Origin of the sequence: Streptomyces sp. NPDC049040, from assembly GCF_043197715.1 — a bacterium.
Taxonomy (GTDB): domain Bacteria; phylum Actinomycetota; class Actinomycetes; order Streptomycetales; family Streptomycetaceae; genus Actinacidiphila.
The window spans coordinates 117,504-133,170 of record NZ_JBICTO010000012.1 but is presented as its reverse complement, the minus strand read 5'-3'; the positions used below and the strand labels follow the sequence as shown (position 1 = coordinate 133,170).

At 73.8% G+C, this 15,667-nt stretch carries 13 protein-coding genes; 3 read left to right on the top strand and 10 right to left on the bottom strand.

All coding sequences use genetic code 11. The features are described 5' to 3' along the window. Positions 1 to 49 precede the first annotated feature (49 nt). The 4 genes from ACGFMP_RS26695 to ACGFMP_RS26680 all read right to left on the bottom strand — a co-directional run bounded on the left by ACGFMP_RS26695 (position 50) and on the right by ACGFMP_RS26680 (position 2,951). Positions 50 to 1,123, bottom strand: a complete 1,074-nt coding sequence (locus tag ACGFMP_RS26695; RefSeq protein ID WP_393675531.1) for an LLM class flavin-dependent oxidoreductase — start codon at positions 1,121 to 1,123, stop codon at positions 50 to 52. 331 nt (positions 1,124 to 1,454) lie between these two features. Further along, complete coding sequence (locus ACGFMP_RS26690; RefSeq protein ID WP_393675601.1) at positions 1,455 to 1,529, bottom strand: putative leader peptide; 75 nt, start codon at positions 1,527 to 1,529, stop codon at positions 1,455 to 1,457. A 109-nt stretch (positions 1,530 to 1,638) separates the two neighbouring features. Continuing rightward, a complete protein-coding gene (locus ACGFMP_RS26685) occupies positions 1,639 to 2,151 on the bottom strand; it encodes a GNAT family N-acetyltransferase (protein ID WP_393675530.1) in 513 nt (170 codons plus the stop codon). A gap of 26 nt (positions 2,152 to 2,177) precedes the next feature. Next, positions 2,178 to 2,951 carry a GntR family transcriptional regulator gene (locus ACGFMP_RS26680; RefSeq protein WP_393675529.1) on the bottom strand — a complete coding sequence of 258 codons (774 nt, stop codon included), beginning with the start codon at positions 2,949 to 2,951 and terminating at the stop codon, positions 2,178 to 2,180. 249 nt (positions 2,952 to 3,200) lie between these two features. On the opposite strand from ACGFMP_RS26680, the gene ACGFMP_RS26675 reads away from it, so the two are divergent. Continuing rightward, complete coding sequence (locus ACGFMP_RS26675) at positions 3,201 to 3,677, top strand: ATP-binding protein (RefSeq protein ID WP_393675528.1); 477 nt, start codon at positions 3,201 to 3,203, stop codon at positions 3,675 to 3,677. Positions 3,678 to 3,834: 157 nt separating this feature from the next. Here the strand turns inward: ACGFMP_RS26675 and ACGFMP_RS26670 are convergent, their stop codons facing one another. Continuing rightward, positions 3,835 to 4,917, bottom strand: a complete 1,083-nt coding sequence (locus tag ACGFMP_RS26670; protein WP_393675527.1) for an aldo/keto reductase — start codon at positions 4,915 to 4,917, stop codon at positions 3,835 to 3,837. Positions 4,918 to 5,069: 152 nt separating this feature from the next. Between ACGFMP_RS26670 and ACGFMP_RS26665 the strand changes: the two genes are divergently transcribed. Beyond that, entirely contained in the window at positions 5,070 to 5,987 is a 918-nt protein-coding gene (locus tag ACGFMP_RS26665) for an AraC family transcriptional regulator N-terminal domain-containing protein (protein ID WP_393675526.1), read from the top strand. Positions 5,988 to 6,001: 14 nt separating this feature from the next. Here ACGFMP_RS26665 and ACGFMP_RS26660 read toward each other — a convergent pair whose 3' ends face one another. Then, a complete protein-coding gene (locus tag ACGFMP_RS26660; RefSeq protein ID WP_393675525.1) occupies positions 6,002 to 6,877 on the bottom strand; it encodes a helix-turn-helix domain-containing protein in 876 nt (291 codons plus the stop codon). Positions 6,878 to 7,023: 146 nt separating this feature from the next. Here ACGFMP_RS26660 and ACGFMP_RS26655 point away from each other — a divergent pair, with 146 nt between their 5' ends. Continuing rightward, positions 7,024 to 7,998: an SMP-30/gluconolactonase/LRE family protein gene (locus tag ACGFMP_RS26655; protein WP_393675524.1), complete on the top strand. Its 975-nt coding sequence runs from the start codon at positions 7,024 to 7,026 to the stop codon at positions 7,996 to 7,998. Positions 7,999 to 8,094: 96 nt separating this feature from the next. Here the strand turns inward: ACGFMP_RS26655 and ACGFMP_RS26650 are convergent, their stop codons facing one another. From ACGFMP_RS26650 to ACGFMP_RS26635, 4 genes are all read right to left on the bottom strand, one after another. Then, the gene (locus tag ACGFMP_RS26650; protein WP_393675523.1) at positions 8,095 to 9,741 is read right to left on the bottom strand and encodes a mucoidy inhibitor MuiA family protein; all 1,647 of its coding nucleotides are present in this window, start codon (positions 9,739 to 9,741) and stop codon (positions 8,095 to 8,097) included. A 2-nt stretch (positions 9,742 to 9,743) separates the two neighbouring features. Further along, complete coding sequence (locus ACGFMP_RS26645) at positions 9,744 to 11,873, bottom strand: DUF4139 domain-containing protein (protein ID WP_393675522.1); 2,130 nt, start codon at positions 11,871 to 11,873, stop codon at positions 9,744 to 9,746. Between the two features lie 67 nt (positions 11,874 to 11,940). Further along, complete coding sequence (locus tag ACGFMP_RS26640; protein ID WP_393675521.1) at positions 11,941 to 13,512, bottom strand: ABC transporter substrate-binding protein; 1,572 nt, start codon at positions 13,510 to 13,512, stop codon at positions 11,941 to 11,943. A gap of 1 nt (position 13,513) precedes the next feature. Further along, entirely contained in the window at positions 13,514 to 15,556 is a 2,043-nt protein-coding gene (locus tag ACGFMP_RS26635; protein ID WP_393675520.1) for an ATP-binding protein, read from the bottom strand. Between the last annotated feature and the right edge of the window lie 111 nt (positions 15,557 to 15,667).

Here is a 15,667-nt window from a genome sequence, read left to right as displayed (position 1 = left end):
GCGACCGGCAGGCTGCCCGAGTGGGCAGCACCACCGGGAGCGGGGCCCGTCAGACCGGGTTCCGCTCCCTCAGCCGGCTCAGCAGCTGGTCGCCGATCCGGGCGATCTCCGACCGGTAGGGGGTGTCGGACAGCACGAAGTGCGTGATGCCGAGCCGGCCGTACGCCCGCAGCGCCTCGGCCACGTCGTCGGGCGAGCCCACCAGCCAGGTGGTCCCCGCGCCGCCGCCGCCGAACCGGCCCGGCGTGGTGTAGAGGCACGAGTCCAGCACCTCACCGCGCTCCGCCAGGTCGTGCAGCCGCTGCTGGCCGACCGCCCGGCGCCGCTCCCGGGTGATGGTCGGGTCGGCGCGCTCCGCCATCGAGGCCACCTTCGCCTCGGCGTCCCGCCAGGCCTCCTCGGTGGTGTCGCGGACCAGGGTCGTGATCCGCAGGCCGAACTCCAGCGGGGCGTGCTCGCGGCCGAGCGACGCGCTCAGCGCCTTGAGCCGGTCGATCCGCTCGGCCACACCGTCGAGGGGCTCACCCCAGAAGAGCTGCACGTCGGCCTCCGCGGCCGACACCCGCTCGGCCGCCGCCGAGGCCCCGCCGAAGTAGAGCCGCGGGGTGCGGCCGTGCTCCGCGCCGTGCGGCCGCGGGCTCACCGTCGAGCCCTCGACCTGGAAGAAGTCGCCCTTGAAGGTGACGTCCTGCTCGGTCCACAGCCGCCTGACCAGCTGCAGGAATTCCCTGGTGCGGTCGTAGCGGCGGGCCGGATCGACCTCACCGTCGCCGTACGCGGCCGCGTCGTCCAGGCCGCTGACGATGTTGATCAGCAGCCGGCCCTCGCTGAGCCGGTCGAGCGTGGCCGCTGAACTGGCGAAGTGCGCGGGCTGCCAGTAGCCGGGCCGTATCGCCACCAGCGGCTGGAAGGTGGTGGTGCGGGCGGCGAGCGCGGTCGCCACGGTGAAGGTGTCCGGCCGCCCCCAGCCCGTCCCGATCAGTGCCCCGCCCCAGCCGTGTGCCTCGGCGGCCAGGGCGAGTTCGGTGGAGAAGTCGAGCGTGCCCCAGCCGGTGCTCGTGTCGTCGCCGCGATGGCCGGGCTCGACGGTGTTGGGGATGTACCAGAGGAATTCTTCGCTCATGCCGGGACTCCGATGCGCTGCTGGGCAGGGCGCGGCGAGGCCGGGCACCCTGCCGGGTGTCAGAAGAGAGATCTCCGCGGTGCGGATACGGAAGGCGCCGTCGCGGCAGCGCGGGGAGCGCACGTGCGCGAGGGGCGGCCGCCGGCCGGGACTACGGCTCGGACGGGGCTGGTGCCGTGACCGGGAGGGTCCGCCGGAAGCTCGCGGCGGCATGTGCCGTGCGTCGCAAGGCGCCGGATCTGCCGCGCAGCGGGCCTACTCGGTTGCTCCGGCAACACCGGAAGACGCGGTGCGGGGCGTCGCGAGCCGGCGGACCTTCCAGGTCACAGCACTAGAGACACAGTGCGCTGGCCGACCGCTGAAGGTCGACGTGGAGGCGGGAGTACAGCCTCGTTGCTTGGGGCACGGTGACGACGGTAGTCGACGCCGACCTGCTCGGCAACGACCGCCCGGCGGCCTGAGGGCCGCCGACCGTGTGCGCCCCGGAGGCCGCGGGTCGTCCCCGGCTGACCCGGCTATCCGGCTGGTGAGACGTAGCAGACGGCGGCGATCTGCCGGCCGTCTCCGTACCGATGGGTTGTCCTGCCGATCGCCAGCCAGCCCATGCGTTCGTAGAGGCGGATGGCCGCGGCGTCCTTGGTCATCACGTCGAGGACCAGGCGCATGGAGCGCTGCCGGGCGTAGTCCATGGCTGCTCGCACAAGCGTCTCGCCGACTGCGCGACCGCGAGCTTCACGTACGACGAAGAGCCGGGCGAGTACGCCGACGTGAGCCTCATCACTGGCGCTCCGTGCGTGCCAGAGCGCGACCGCGTCCTCCCCGCGCGAGTTCATGACCGCTACGTGTCCCACGATTCGCCGGTCGATCTCGGCGACCCAGGCCTGGGCGACCGCGGAGGACCTGATCCACTCCTTCGGACGCTCCACGCCCTCGACCGGGTAGCCGTCGGTCGCATGCACCTCGACCAGCGCGGCCGCGGCCCCGGCGATGTCGGCGTCCTGGACGGCTCGGACAATCGGACTGATCACGGGGCCTCCCGTACGCGGGGATCGGTCTACTCGACGGGCAGTTCGTACAGCAGTCCGGTCCGATCGGCGCGATGCACGTACCGGGAGACCTCGAACGGGTGCAAGTCCTGGTCCAGGCTGGTGTGAAGCACTTCGAGGACCGGCACGCCGGGCGGAAGCCCGAGGAGCGTGGATTCCTCCGGGGTCGGCATCCGGGCGCTGATCTCGTCCCGTACACGGTTCATGATGTGGCCCAGTTCTTCGAGGCGGCCGTAGATCCCGTGGGGACCTGCCTTCGGCTGCATCAGCAGGGTCCCCTGCGCCTCGTCCCAGCGGAGGTAGGTCGAGACGATCTGGACCGGCTCGTCGTCCGCGAAGTAGTGGTTCTCCCGGTGCACGACGCTCTCCTCGTCGGCGGGGACTTCGAGGCGCTCGGCTACGTCGGGCGGAGGTATCTCCCGGGCGATGCTCAGTACGTCGACACGAGCGGTCTTCCCTTGACGCTTGGCCTCCAGCCGGAAGGGAGTGAGTCCGGTCTCGCGGTTCCTGAAGGAATAGCGGTCGCTCCCGAAGCGGAAGAGACGCTGCGGCGCGCGTACGAAGACGCCGCGTCCGTGGTGTGCGGTGACGAGTCCCTGCTCCGACAGCAGCCTGATGGCCTCGCGGGCTGTGTTGCGGGCCGCCCCGTACTCCTCTGCAAGAGCACGCTCCGAGGGGAGCTTGTCTCCGGCCGCCAGCTCACCATGCTCGATCGCCGACCGGAGGGCTTGGGCGATACGCCTACTGGTCGGCTGCGGTGCGGAGTTGTCGGGTGAGGTCATGGAGCGAGCATATAACAACTGGCTTGAGCCAGTTGCTTGACGCAGTCGAATCGGGCGTGTTCCACTGGCTCAAGCCAGTAAGTGGCTCAAGCCAGTGAGTCGGCGTCCCGCCGCGGAGCTGGCCGCCGCCCTCGGCGTCCCAGGACCTCCCGCGGCCATGGGGCGATCCGCGGCGTGTCCCACGCACACCAGGAGCGCCGACATGCGCAAGCACAATCACCACCCTTTCGAAGAACCGGAGTTCGCGCGATGACCGTGAGTACGTCGGCGACCATCGGCGGGGAACACCCCTCGGTCGTCGTGAAGTCGTGGCCGCACGGACCCCGTTCGGTGGACAGGGCGCGGCGCTTATTGGCTCGCCACCTTGAGGCCTGGAGTCTCGGACACCTCGCCGACGCCGCCGAGTTGGTCGTCTCCGAATTGCTGACCAACAGCGTCCGGCACGCTCGTGAGCCGCGCGGTCACGTGATCGGGACACGGTTCGAGCGCTTGCGGTGCGGTGTACGGATCGAGGTGCATGACGCAGGTGTCGACAAGCCGGAACGGCGGGAGGCCTCCGCGGACGCGGAATCCGGGCGGGGCCTGGCCTTGGTGGACGTGATCACCGGCGGGCGCTGGGGAGTGAACGACCGCGATGGCGTCGGCAAGGTGGTCTGGGCTGTTTGCGCCGATGACGGTACTGATGCCGACTCCCCGTATGCGGGCGCGTCCCCCCTCGCCGGGTGAGGTCACCTCGGGCCGGGGGACGGCGTGCCCCCGCCCCCGGGCCAAGCCCCGCCCCCGGGCCAAGCCCCGCCCCCGGGCCAAGCCCCGCCCCCGGGCCAAGCCCCCGCCCCCGGGCCACGGCGCTGCCCCGGGCCGTCGCACCCCGCGTGGGGCCCGCTCAGTAGCGGACGTCGCTCTGGAGCAGTGGCGGGTACACCGTCGAGGCCTCCCCGTCGACGGTGGCGCCGGCGAACTGGAGCATCGCGCGCTGCGCGCCGTGCATCGGGGCGGGGTAGTCGAGGACCGGTGCGGAGACCTCGTCCAGGCGGTGCAGCTGCTCGGGGGTGAGGGTCAGTTCGAGGGCGGCGAGGTTGGTGGTCAGGTGCTCCACCTTGCGGGCGCCGAGCAGCGGTACGACGGTGCCCTCGCGGGCCCGCAGCCAGGCCAGCGAGACGGCGGCCGAACTGGTGCCGAGCTCGTCGGCGACGGCGGCGACCGCGTCGATGACGGCGTATTCGCCTTCGTCGGGCCCGCCGACGTAGGCCGCCCTCGCGGAGTCGGTGACCCGGGTGCCGCGGCGGTACTTCCCTGACAGGAAGCCGTTCCGCAGCGGGCTCCAGGGCACCAGTGCCATGCCCTGGTCCCGGGCCAGCGGGGCGAGTTCGCCCTCGACGGTGCGGGCCAGCAGCGAGTATTCGACCTGGAGCGCGATCAGCGGGCTCCAGCCCCTGAGCAGTGCCGTGGTCTGGGCCTGGGCGGTGACCCACGCGGGGGTGTTGGAGAAGCCGACGTAGCGGATCCGCCCCTCGGTGACCAGGTCGTCGAGGGTGCGCATGGTCTCCTCGATCGGGGTGTGCCGGTCCCAGTTGTGCAGCCAGTAGACATCGAGGTAGTCGGTGCGCAGCCGTCGCAGCGTCGCGTCGAGCTGGGCGCGGATCGAGGTGCGCCCGGCGCCGCCGCCGTTGGGGTCGCCGGGGAAGAGGTTGCCGAAGAACTTCGACGCCAGCACCACGTGCTCGCGGCGGCCGGGGCGGGCCGCGAAGTGGTCGCCCAGGATCTTCTCGGAGTGGCCGTTGGTGTAGAAGTTCGCGGTGTCGATGAAGTTCCCGCCCAGGTCGAGGTACGCCGACAGGATCCGGCCGGACTCCTCGACGCTGCACCCGGCGCCGCCGGGGTCCTCGCCGAAGGTCATCGCGCCGAGGGCGAACGGGCTGACCCGCAGTCCTGAACGGCCGAGGGTGAGGTAGTGGTCGAGTGGCATGAGGTGCTCCTTGCACTGGTTCTCCCGGTACCTCCAGCGAACCGCCGGCCGGCCGGCCGGGGTAGGCCGATCCGCGCGGGCTCTTGCACGATCCTCCCGACCTGGACCCGATCGGGCTTGCCGCACCGCGCACCCGGTGCTTCCGTGGAGGTGTGCGTACCTCCACCGGCCTGCTGGCCGAGATCCGCGGTCTCGTCACCACCCACGCCCGCCCCGACCTGCGGACCCCGGTCGACGGGCTGCTGCTGTCGCGGACCGAGACGTCGGCCACCGACCACTCGCTGACCGAACCGCTGCTGGTCGTCATGGCCCAGGGCGCCAAACGGCTGCTGCTCGGCGACCAGGTCTTCGAGTACGCGGCCGGGCAGTGCCTCCTGGTGACCGCCGACCTCCCCGTCACCGGCCATTTCGTCGGCGCGGGACCCGGCAACCCGGCGCTCGGGGTGGGCCTGGTGCTGCGCCCCGCGGTCATCGCGCCGCTGCTGCTGGCCGCGCCGGCCCGGCCGCGCCCGCGCATCACGGCGGGGCCGCCCGCGATCACCACGGGCCCCGCGGGTCCCGAACTGCTGGACGCGGTGGTGCGGATGCTGCGGCTGCTCGACCACCCGGCCGACGTGCCCGTACTCGCCCCGCTGATCGAGCAGGAGATCATGTGGCGGCTGCTCACAGGACCGTACGCGGGGGCGCTCGGGCAGATCGGCCGCGCCGACAGCGGGCTGGCCATGGTGGGCAGGGCGATCCGCTGGATCCGCGACCACTACGCCGAGCCGCTGCGGATCGCCGACCTCGCCCGGCTGGCCGCGATGAGCCCTTCGGCCTTCCACCGGCACTTCCGCGCGGTCACGGCGATGAGCCCGCTGCAGTTCCAGAAGCGCATCAGGCTCCAGGAGGCCCGCTCACTGCTGGCGGTGCGGCCCGGTGACATCGCGGGTGTCGGTCACCTCGTCGGCTACGACAGCCCCTCGCAGTTCACCCGCGAATACCGACGGCTGTTCGGCGCGCCCCCGGGCGCGGACGCGGCCCGGCTGAGGGTCGCGGCGGAGCCGCGGGCGGTACGCCAACTTCCCTGATCCACCAGGCCGGTTCAGACCCGGGCGGCGGCGGTGGCCGCAACGGTGGCCGGGGTCAGCAGGGACAGTGCGGCCTCCGAGGTGGAGCCGGCCGCGGTGGTGACCAGTACGAGGGACTGCTCGGGCGCCGCGGGCGCGGTCAGGGTCTGCTGGGTGACGGTCAGCGAGCCGATCAGCGGGTGCCGCAGGTCGTATGCGGCGACGTCGCAGGCGCGGATCCGATGGTCGGCCCACAGCCGGGCGAAGTCGGGGCTGCGGGTGCTGAGTTCGCCGATCAGCGAGGTCAGCCGGTCGTCGTCCGGGTGCCGTCCCGCCGCCAGCCGGAGGTTGCCGACCACCGCGCGGGCCTTGGCGGGCCAGTCGGCGTAGAGCTCGCGGGTGTGGGCGTCGAGGAAGACCAGCCGGGCCATGTTGGGCCGGTCCGCGCCGCGTTCGGGGGCGGCGGGGTCGACATGCCCGGCCAGCAGGGCGTGCCCGAGCGGGCTCCAGGCGAGTACGTCGCTGCGGCGCCCGGTCACCACGAGCGGCACCCCGCCCAGCGCCCTGACCAGTTCGCGGGTCGCGGGGGCGAGCTGTTCCGGTGCGGGCCTGCGGCGGGTGCGGCGGTGCCGGCAGGCGGCGGCCAGGTCGTCGAGGTGGCGCCGTTCGGCCTCGTCGAGCCGCAGCGCGCCGGCGATCGCGTCGAGCACGGCGGCGGACGCGTGGCAGGACGCGCCCTGTTCGAGCCGGGCGTAGTAGGAGGGGCTGACCCCCGCGAGCAGGGCCAGCTCCTCGCGTCGCAGCCCCGGTACCCGGCGGCGGTCGCCGTAGGTGGGCACGCCCACGTCCGCCGGCTGCAACTGCGAGCGGCGCGCCTGGAGGAAGGTGCCGAGCTGACCGTGTGCGTCCATGGCCCCGAGTGTGCACCGCCGGGCTCCGCCCTGCCGCACCCTGCCGGGGATAGCCAGAGCCGGGGCTGGCTGCCAGGTCCCGCGCCTCCGCACAGTGGAGCGACCGGGCCCCGAAGAAGCGGGGCCCGCGGCAGAAGGAAGAAAAAGTGCTCTCCAAGTCCGTACGAAGCCTCCTGGTCGGCGTCCTGGCGTCCGCGAGCCTCGCCGTCGCCTGGCCCGCCGCGGCCGGCGTGCCCGCCGCCCGCACCGCCACCGTCTCGCAGGCCCGTGTCACCTCCCACTTCGACCTGTCTGCCGGGCAGATGCCGGAGAACATCGTCGTGGAGCCGGACGGCGCCGTCGACCTGTCCTTCGCCGGCGCCCGGCAGATCGTCCGGATCGACCACCGCGGCGCGATCCACGTACTGGCCACCCTGCCGCTGCCGGCGGACGGCGGCGCGAACACCCCGGTCCTGAAATTCCCCCTGGTCACCGGCCTGGTCCTGGCCCCTGGTGGCACGTTGTACTTCCTGTACGCGACCGGCACCGCCGACCTGACCGGCGTGTGGCGGCTGAACCCCGGCGGCACCCCGCACCGGATCGCCGCCCTGCCCGCCGACGGGCTGCCCAACGGCCTGGCCCTCGACCCGCACAGCCGGCAGCTCTACGCCACCGACTCCGTGCGCGGCGTCATCTGGCGCGTCCCCACCAGCGGCGGCACGCCGACGAGTTGGGCGGCGGGGCCGGAGCTGGCCTCGACCGGCTTCCTCGGCGCCAACGGCATCAAGGTCCACGACGGCGCCGTCTGGGCCTCCAACCTCGACCGCGGCACCGTCCTGCGCTACCCCGTCACCCGAACCGGCGCGGCGGGAGCGCCCAGGACGGTGGCCGACGGCCTGGCCGGTGTCGACGACTTCGACTTCCTCCCGCACGGCGACCGCATCCTCGCCGCGCTCAACGCCCCCGACCAGGTGGCCCTGATCGAGCCGGACGGCAGCCACACGGTCGTGCTGTCCGCGGAGGACGGCCTCAGGAACCCGACCGCGGTGGCCGTGGACGGCAGCACCGTCCACGTCCCCTCCGCCGCCTACACCGAGCAGGACCCCAACCTGCTCACCGCCCGGCTCCGGCAGCACGGCTGAGGCCGCCCCCGTCCGCTCCCCAGCCCGCGCGCGGGCGAAGGGGCGGACGGCACGGGCCGATGCGCGCCCCGGTCCCGCCCGGCGGGCGGGGGCAGTTCACAGGCCGGTCACCGAGGCGGCCGCGGTGATGTCGTAGACGAGCTCGATCTCGCGGTGCTCGCCAGGGCCGAGCCGCAACTCGTAGCGGGCGATGCCCTCGTCGTCCAGGGTGTCGGGCGCGGGGCGGCAGTCGGCGGTGCGCACATCGACCTCGACGGCGGAGACCTCGGAGACCGGCACCCGCTCGCGCACGGTGATCCGGCGCTCAGGGGCGCCGGGCCGCGCGTCCAGCCGGGAAACGAACAGCCGGACCCTGCGGGTCAGTACGGTGCGCTGGTTGATCGCGGCCAGGCCCGTGGTGTCGCGGCTCTCCTCGGTGTGGCGGACGACCCTGAAGGTGTCCTCGCTGCCGAAGGCGACCTCGAACTCCTCGCCCGCGCCCGCGAAGTCGAGCCTCCCGCGGCCGACGAAGCCGCTGCCGCGCACCAGGTCGACCGGCCCTGCGAGCAGCACATGGCCCGAGGTGTTGGTGAGCCGGGCGGTGGCCACCACCAGCGGCGACAGTTCGGGGGCGCAGGTGTCCTCGACGGTGCAGGGCGCCGCGAAGGACGTGACGTGCACCCGGTGCGGGCGGTGGTCGGAGGGCACGCTGACCGGATGCGGCGCCGCCAGCACCCGGACGTCGCCGCCGTCGTGCAGGCCCGGCAGCCCCGCGGGCGCGGCCGGGGACGTGCCGCCCACGGTGCGGATCTCCTCCTCGCGCAGGTTCACCTCGACGGTGCGGCGCTCCTCCACCGAGCGGTCCCGCAGCGTCAGCACGTCGTCGGCCAGCACCGGCGGGCTCGCCGCCAGGGTGGGGCGGGCGGTGGACAGCGTCAGCCGGACCCCGGTCCAGTCCTCACCGGTCTCCTGCCACACGAAGGCGTCGGTCTCGACCCGGACGGAGGCACGGTCGGCGGCGAGCGTCGCCCGGTAGGCGGGCCGCCACAGGGCGCACGGCACCAGGCCCGTCACCCGCAATTCCGCTGTGCCGTCCCTCTCCGCCTCGACCACCAGGTCCAGATGCGCGGTCAGTTGCTGCGGCGCGGTCTCCACGACGGCCAACGCCAGGCGGGCCTCGCGCAGTTCCTCCTCGATGTCGTGCAGCCTGCGGCGCAGCTTGTGGAGTTCACCGATCCGCGGCTCGGCCTCCTGCTCGACCCGGTCGAGCCGGTCGGCCCAGCGCTCCGGGTCGGCGTCGCCGCCGCCCGCACCCTGCACGATGTCCCGGTGCAGGTCGGTCCTCGCCTGACCGACCACCGCGAGCGCGCTGTCGAGCCGCTGGCGGAGCAGCTTGGCGTCGGCCAGCTCCTGCTCCAGCTGGTGGACTTCGCGGCGCAGTTCGGAGGCCTCCCGGCCGGGTTCGCCCGGCGGGGTGGGCGTGTAGGTGCGGACGACACGGGCGTCGACCACCCGGGCGCCGCTGTCCGCGGCGAAGTCGGCCCGCAGCGAGCGGTCCGCGGTGAGCGGGGTGACGGGGCCGATCCGCAGCCTGCCGACGCCCGCGCCGAGCCGGACGCTGCCGGCCCGCTCGATCTGGGCCCGGTCCTCCATGCAGGTGACCGCGGTGATCGGCAGCGCGGTCAACTCGGGCGGCGCGTCCGGGGCTTCGGCGTCCTCCGGACGGGTCGGGCCGGTCCCGGGGGTGCGGGGTGCGTCGTCCACCGTCAGTTCCTCCTGTTGCCGCCGACGACGGCCTTGCCCGCGGGCACGCGTATCTCATAACCCCCGTTGAGGGTCGTGGTGCCGCCCGGTTCCAGCGCCACCCGCCAGCTGCGCACCCCGCGGACGAAGTCGCCCTCTTGGCCGTCGACGGGACGTTCCGGCGCGGTCCACGGCGGGCGCGCCTTGTGCTCCTCGATCCGCACGTCCTTGTCCGTCGACACCGGTACGCGCTCGCGCACCTGGACCACGACGGGGTACGGGAGCCGGTTGGCGACGTCGATCTCCACGGAGTGGTCGAGCACGGTGGTGCCGCCGCGCAGCCCGGCCGTCGACTCGCGCATGTGCGCCCGCCGCGCGACCCGTACGCTCTCCGCGACGCCCACGCCGACCGCCTGGCGCTGGCCGGGGGCGAGGGTCGGCAGCGGGGCGGTGAGGACGAAGTCGCCGTCGACCATGACGTCCACGGGCCCCGCGAGCAGGGCGTGCGACGAGGTGTTGGTGACCAGGACGGTGCCGAAGACCGCCGGATCGACGGCCGGCACGCACACGTACTCGAACTCGGTGCTCACCGGCACCTCGCTCACCGGGACCGTGTGCCAGCGGCCGTCGGCCGCGACGTCCACGGGGGCCGCGGTGTCGAAGCGGTAGTCGAAGGACCCGGCCGAGGTGCGGACGTCCACCGCGTGCGCGGGCCGGGCGAGCGCGGCCACGGTGCCGGCCCGCCTGCGGTATTCGGCGGCGACCGGGTGCACGGCCGCGGTCCCCGGCCGCAGCGTGCCGCGGCCTTCCGGCGCGTCCGGGCCGGCGAGGGTCAGCCGGGCGTAGTCCAGCAGGTCGGCGCCCGGCGCGGCAGGCGCGGCCTCTGCCGCCTGCGCGGCACCGCCGTAGCCGTCGGCGCCGCCGGGGGCCGAGGCGCCGGGTGCGGCAGGCACCGCCCGGCCGCGGGAGCGGGCGGCGGGGGCGAAGGGGGCGCCGCCGGCGAGGCTCTGGTATTCGGCGGCCAGGTCCGGCGCGGATCCGTACCCGCCGGCGGGCTGGGGTGCGGGAGCGGAGACGGCGATCGGAGCGGCGGGCGGCGGCATCGGGCGCGGCGCGGGCTGGGGAGGGGCGGCGGCGTCGTATCCGGTGAAGAGGTCGGCGAGCCCTGCGGGCGGTTCGCGCCAGCTCAGGCTGGGTGGCTCCTCCTGCCGCCGGCCGATCCGCAGCGAGCGCAGCTCCGGCAGGTCGGCCCGGCGCAGCAGGTCGGCGGTGGACAGGCCGAGCCGCACTCCCGACCAGTCCTCCGCGGTCCGCTGCGCCACGCACGCCCGCAGCACCAGGGTCCCGGCGCCGCTGCGCCCGTCGAGCCGCAACTGGTAGACGGGCGCCCAGGTGGCGCCGGGCACGTGGTATTCCAACTCCAGCTCGACGGAGTCGGGTTGGTCCGCCGCCCGGTCACCTGCCGCGGGGGCGCCGGCGGCATCGCCGGCGGCCGGGGCCTCGTTGTCGCCGCCCGGTGCCGGGTGGGCCAGTGTCACGACCGCCGTGGCCGAGGGCTCCGCCCGGTCGGTGGCGACCGCGCTCGACGCCTCGGCCAGCCGGTGCCGCAGGACGTCCGACTCGTGCTCCGCCCGCTCCAGTTCCTCCTCGACGGTGCGCAGCCGCCGGTGCAGTGCGGCGAGCCGGGTGTCGACGAAGCCGGCGAGCGCGAGGATCGACTCGACCGGCGCCCAGCGGGGCGGGTCGCCGCGGCGCGGGGCCGGCGGCTCGGCGCGCAGGGCGGCGACCTCCTCGATCTCGTCGGACAGCCGCTTCCTGCGGTCGCCGAGCCGCGACTGCCGGTCCTCCGCGTCCTCCAGGTCCAGCCGCAGCCGCGGCAGTTCGTCGCCGCGCCGCAGCGCCGCGCCGAGTTCGACCCGGATGTCGGTGACCCGCAGCCCCGGCGGCCCCGACACGATCCGGCCGCGCAGCGAGTCCTCGTGGAGGGTCGGTGGCAGGCCGGTGATCCGTACGGGCGCGGTGCCGTCGCCGGGCGGCAGGTCGATGCGGGCCAGCCGGGTGCAGACCGCACCCGAGGAGTGCACCACGACGGATGTCACCGCGGACGGCGCCACCGGCCCGTCGGCAGCCGGTTCTCGCGGGCTCGCCTGCACCGTCTCTCCCCCTCCGGCCCGGGGCCGTGATCTCGTCCGTACCCTAGCCGACCGCCCCGCCGGAGGGTCAGCCCACCGGCGGCGCCGACTCGGGCCACTTCACCGCCATGACGAGGGGGTCGCCCTTCGGTGCCAGGCGGATGATCGGGATGGGCTTGCCGACCGGATTGCTGCCGGTGTGGCTGGTCTGGTAGTTGGCGGTGAACTGGATCGGGCCGCTGGAGCCGAGCACCTTGTGCGCGCCCTGGAGGGCCCCCAACTCGTTGAACACCGCGTCCGGTCGGGGCTGCTTCTGCTCGGTGAGGCGGATCGCCGAGGTGGCGGTCAGGACGGCGTCGAAGGACATCATCGAGCTGCCGTCGCCGAGGTAGCCGCGGGGGAAGAGCGGCCGGAAGGCGGTCTGGAAGATCCCGAAGCCCTGCGCGCCCTCCTTCTCGTCGGCGCTGTGGCCCAGGGCGTGCCCGGCGCTCGCCGTCCACTCGCCGGGGTGGGCCGTGCCCGCGTAGTCGACGGTGACATGGCCGCTCAGGTCGGCCCGCAACTGGGGGCTGTCCGGCAGGTTGGTCACGTCGTCGCCGCTGACGATGCGGATCTGCTTGTCGAGGCAGGTGTGGGAGAACGCGTGCACCAGCACCCCGAGGTCCTGCCCGCGGCCGGCGAAGAGCACCACGGCGGGCTGCGCGGCACAGATGTCGGTGGTCATCTGGCTGATCCGGGTGGCGACCTCCGTCTGGTGCTGCCTGCGCTCCTCCGCCGACTGCCCGTCCCGGTCCCGCTCCGTGGTGTCGTACGCCTCCACGCTGACGATCTGGTGGTCCTGTATGGCGGAGAACTTCCGGAAGCCGCTGACCAGCGTGACGTCGTAGCTGTCACCGGCGTTGCCGTCCTCGACCAGCACCGCCCGCTTGTAGTCGGTCTCGACGTAGGACAGGGCCGCGGCCATGTTGTCCGCGTTGCTCGGCGAGACGCGGACGAAGCCCTTGATGTTGCTGTAGCTGTCGGTGGTGAGGGTCGCGCCGAAGCTGGGGATGCTGTGCGCGGCCAGTTCCCTGATCGCGCTCTCGGTGCCGGCCAGGCTCAGGCCGAAGCCGGTGACCGCCGCGACGTGCAGCCCTTCGTCCTTCACGAGGGTGGACACCGGGGTCTGCCAGGCGTTGGCCTGGTAGCCGTCGCTGCCGATCAGCAGCTGGACGTACGGGGTGATGCCCTCGACGTTGTTGCGGTTCGCGTAGTGCTGGGCGGTGAAGGCGCCGGCGATCTGCTCCACGGCGTTCGGCATCGACAGGATGCTGCCCTTGTCGGCCGATATCGGCAGCAGCACCACCACGCTGACGTAGTTGTTCGCGTGGTGCTCGACGATGTCGCGGTTCTCCTTCCTGATCGCCTTCTCCACGGCCTGCATCGAGGGGTGGAAGACGAAGGAGCCGTCGGTGACGCCCACGCACTCGCCGTTCGGGCCGTGGTGGGTGACGGCGGTGGCGCCCTTGCGCATGCACGGCTTGTCCAGCAGGTCGTGGATCGGCACGTAGACGCCGTAGGCGACCCCGGCGAGCGCCAGCACGCAGACCGCCGCCAGCAGCCTCCTGGCGCCGACCGGCAGGTGCGCGAGGTACGCGCGTAACGGAGCGAGGAATGCCACGTCAGTCCTTCCAGTTGTTCTCGACACGGCGGTATTTCCCCGCCTGCCGGTAGAGCGCTTCGTTGTCCGTGGTGATCTCCGCCAGGTGCTCGTACTCGTCCGCGATGGTCCCGGCCAGCCGGTGCGCGGGGTCGAAGCACCGGTCGGCGTGCAGCCAGCGGGCCACGGTGAGGCGGGTGATGGCCCGCCGCCGGTCCCGGGCCTCCGCCGCGCCGGCGAGCGAGGTGACGAAGGTCCGCGGATCGAGGTCGGTGGCCAGCCGGTTGGGGGCCGCGGTCACCTGGTCGAGCACCTCCAGCCAGGACTGCGTGGACGTGCGCTGGTGTTCGTCGTCCAGGTACCCCACGACCGTGGTCAGCGGCTCGCGCCGGCCCGGCGCGACCTGCGCCAGGGTGTGGTGGTGCCGCAGCGGCGCGTCCGTGCGGTTCGAGTAGTGCGCCGCGTAGCCCATGTGCACCGCCTGCCAGGTGTCCGGCCTGCGCGCCAGCCAGCGCCGCAGCAGCAGTGCGGCCAGCGGGTGGAGCCGCAGGGCGTCGCCGTCGGGGGTCTCGTCCAGCCACATCGAGGCGGTCAGCCGCAGTTGCGCGGAGTCGGCGTCCACCCCGGTCCATCCCAGATAGTGCAGCGCCGCGTTGCAGGCGCCGCGGCGCAGGGCGGGTGTCGCGGCCAGCGCCGCCATCGCGTCGAGCACCGTGTTGCCGTCGGGCGCGAGCGTGCCGTCGGGCGCCAGGGTCACATGGTCGGCGAGCGCCTGCTTGAGCAGGTAGTCCTCGACGGTGGTGCCGGCCCGCCCCGCCGGCGGCCAGTGCTCGGGCAGCGGCTGGTCGGCGGTGAGCCGCTCGACCGGCAGCCTGCGCGGGTCGAAGGGCTCGGGTGCCTCCGCGGGCGGGCGGCGCGGGTCACGCGGGGGAGTGCGGCCGAAACGGGCCAGCAGGTGGGCGAGGCGGTCGGTGGACTCGGGGTGCCCGCCGGTGAGTTCGTAGAGGAAGTCGGCGTCGCGGTTGTGCCGCCCCAGCACGCTGCTCGTGCACAGTGCGAGCACCTGCTCGCCGTTGAGGTCGGCGAGCGCCACCGGATACCACCACACCGGGTACCCGGCGCCGCCGGGCGCCAGCGGGTGGCGTACCCCGAACTGCAGCCGCTCGTCGGTCGGGTCGAGCAGCCGCTCGGCCTCGGGGCGCACCCGGCCGCGCTGTACGGCCACCACCACCGCGGGGTCCGGGCGTTCGCCGGCGGCGGCGCTCTCGCTGCGGCATTCGGCGAGGAGTTCGAGGAAGAGGTCGGCGGTCCTGCCGCCCGCGTCGTCGAGTAACAGCAGGCAGTTCCGCGGGCGTTGCATGCGCGGCCAGGAGTCGTTGAAGTCGGCGCGCAGGTCCGCGAGCAGCGCCGCGCACAGCGTCCGTGCCACGACCCGCGGGGTGCCGGCCGGCGCGTCCTGCCCGTGGTGCTGCCGGTAGAGCTCCCACAGCGACTCGTACTCCCGCCCGCCGTCGCCGCGTTCTGCCAGCCAGCGCAGCGCCTTGGTGTTCCGCTGCCTGCCCACCGCGGAGTGCAGGGCGCCCAGCAGTCCGGTCAGCACATCCAGCAGCCCGCGCTGCTCGGGGGCGAGCAGTACCGCGGCCCTGGCTCCCCAGTCGTTCAGCGCCGACTGCACCTGGGCGTCCTGCGGGTCGGCCCGCAGATAGGCCTCGAAGGCGTTGCGCCCGCCGCCGCTGTCGACGTAGCTCAGCGCCTTGAGCAGCATCCCGGTACGCGGGAAGTCGATCGCCCTGATGCCCGCGATGCGCCGCCCGAGCCCGCGTACGGCCGCCAGCACGATGTCCTCGACGCCCTGCGCCGAGCGCAGGTCGAGCCGCACGCTGAGGCAGTCGCCGGAGAAGTCGGTCCACATCGCGTCGAGGAGTACCGAGCCGCCGGCCCCGCGCGGGCCGGCGAGCAGCATGATCGGCAGCGGCCTGTCCGGCACCCCGCGGCGCACCAGTGCGGACCTGGCCCAGTCCACCACCCGTTCACGGCCGTGCAGCCTGACCCTGGCGTCCGTCATCCGCCCGCATCCCCCGGTACTCCGGACCGTCACCGGGCCCGTACGTCCTGTCACTGATCGGAATGGGGATCGTAAACGCCCGGCAGGGGACCGGTCCGGCAAACCGCGAAA

Coding starts and splice junctions, on each gene's coding strand:
- ACGFMP_RS26680 (WP_393675529.1), bottom strand. CDS start 2,951: ATGACCTCACCCGACAACTCCGCACCGCAGCCGACCAGTAGGCGTATC.
- ACGFMP_RS26695 (WP_393675531.1), bottom strand. CDS start 1,123: ATGAGCGAAGAATTCCTCTGGTACATCCCCAACACCGTCGAGCCCGGC.
- ACGFMP_RS26635 (WP_393675520.1), bottom strand. CDS start 15,556: ATGACGGACGCCAGGGTCAGGCTGCACGGCCGTGAACGGGTGGTGGAC.
- ACGFMP_RS26660 (WP_393675525.1), bottom strand. CDS start 6,877: ATGGACGCACACGGTCAGCTCGGCACCTTCCTCCAGGCGCGCCGCTCG.
- ACGFMP_RS26675 (WP_393675528.1), top strand. CDS start 3,201: ATGACCGTGAGTACGTCGGCGACCATCGGCGGGGAACACCCCTCGGTC.
- ACGFMP_RS26670 (WP_393675527.1), bottom strand. CDS start 4,917: ATGCCACTCGACCACTACCTCACCCTCGGCCGTTCAGGACTGCGGGTC.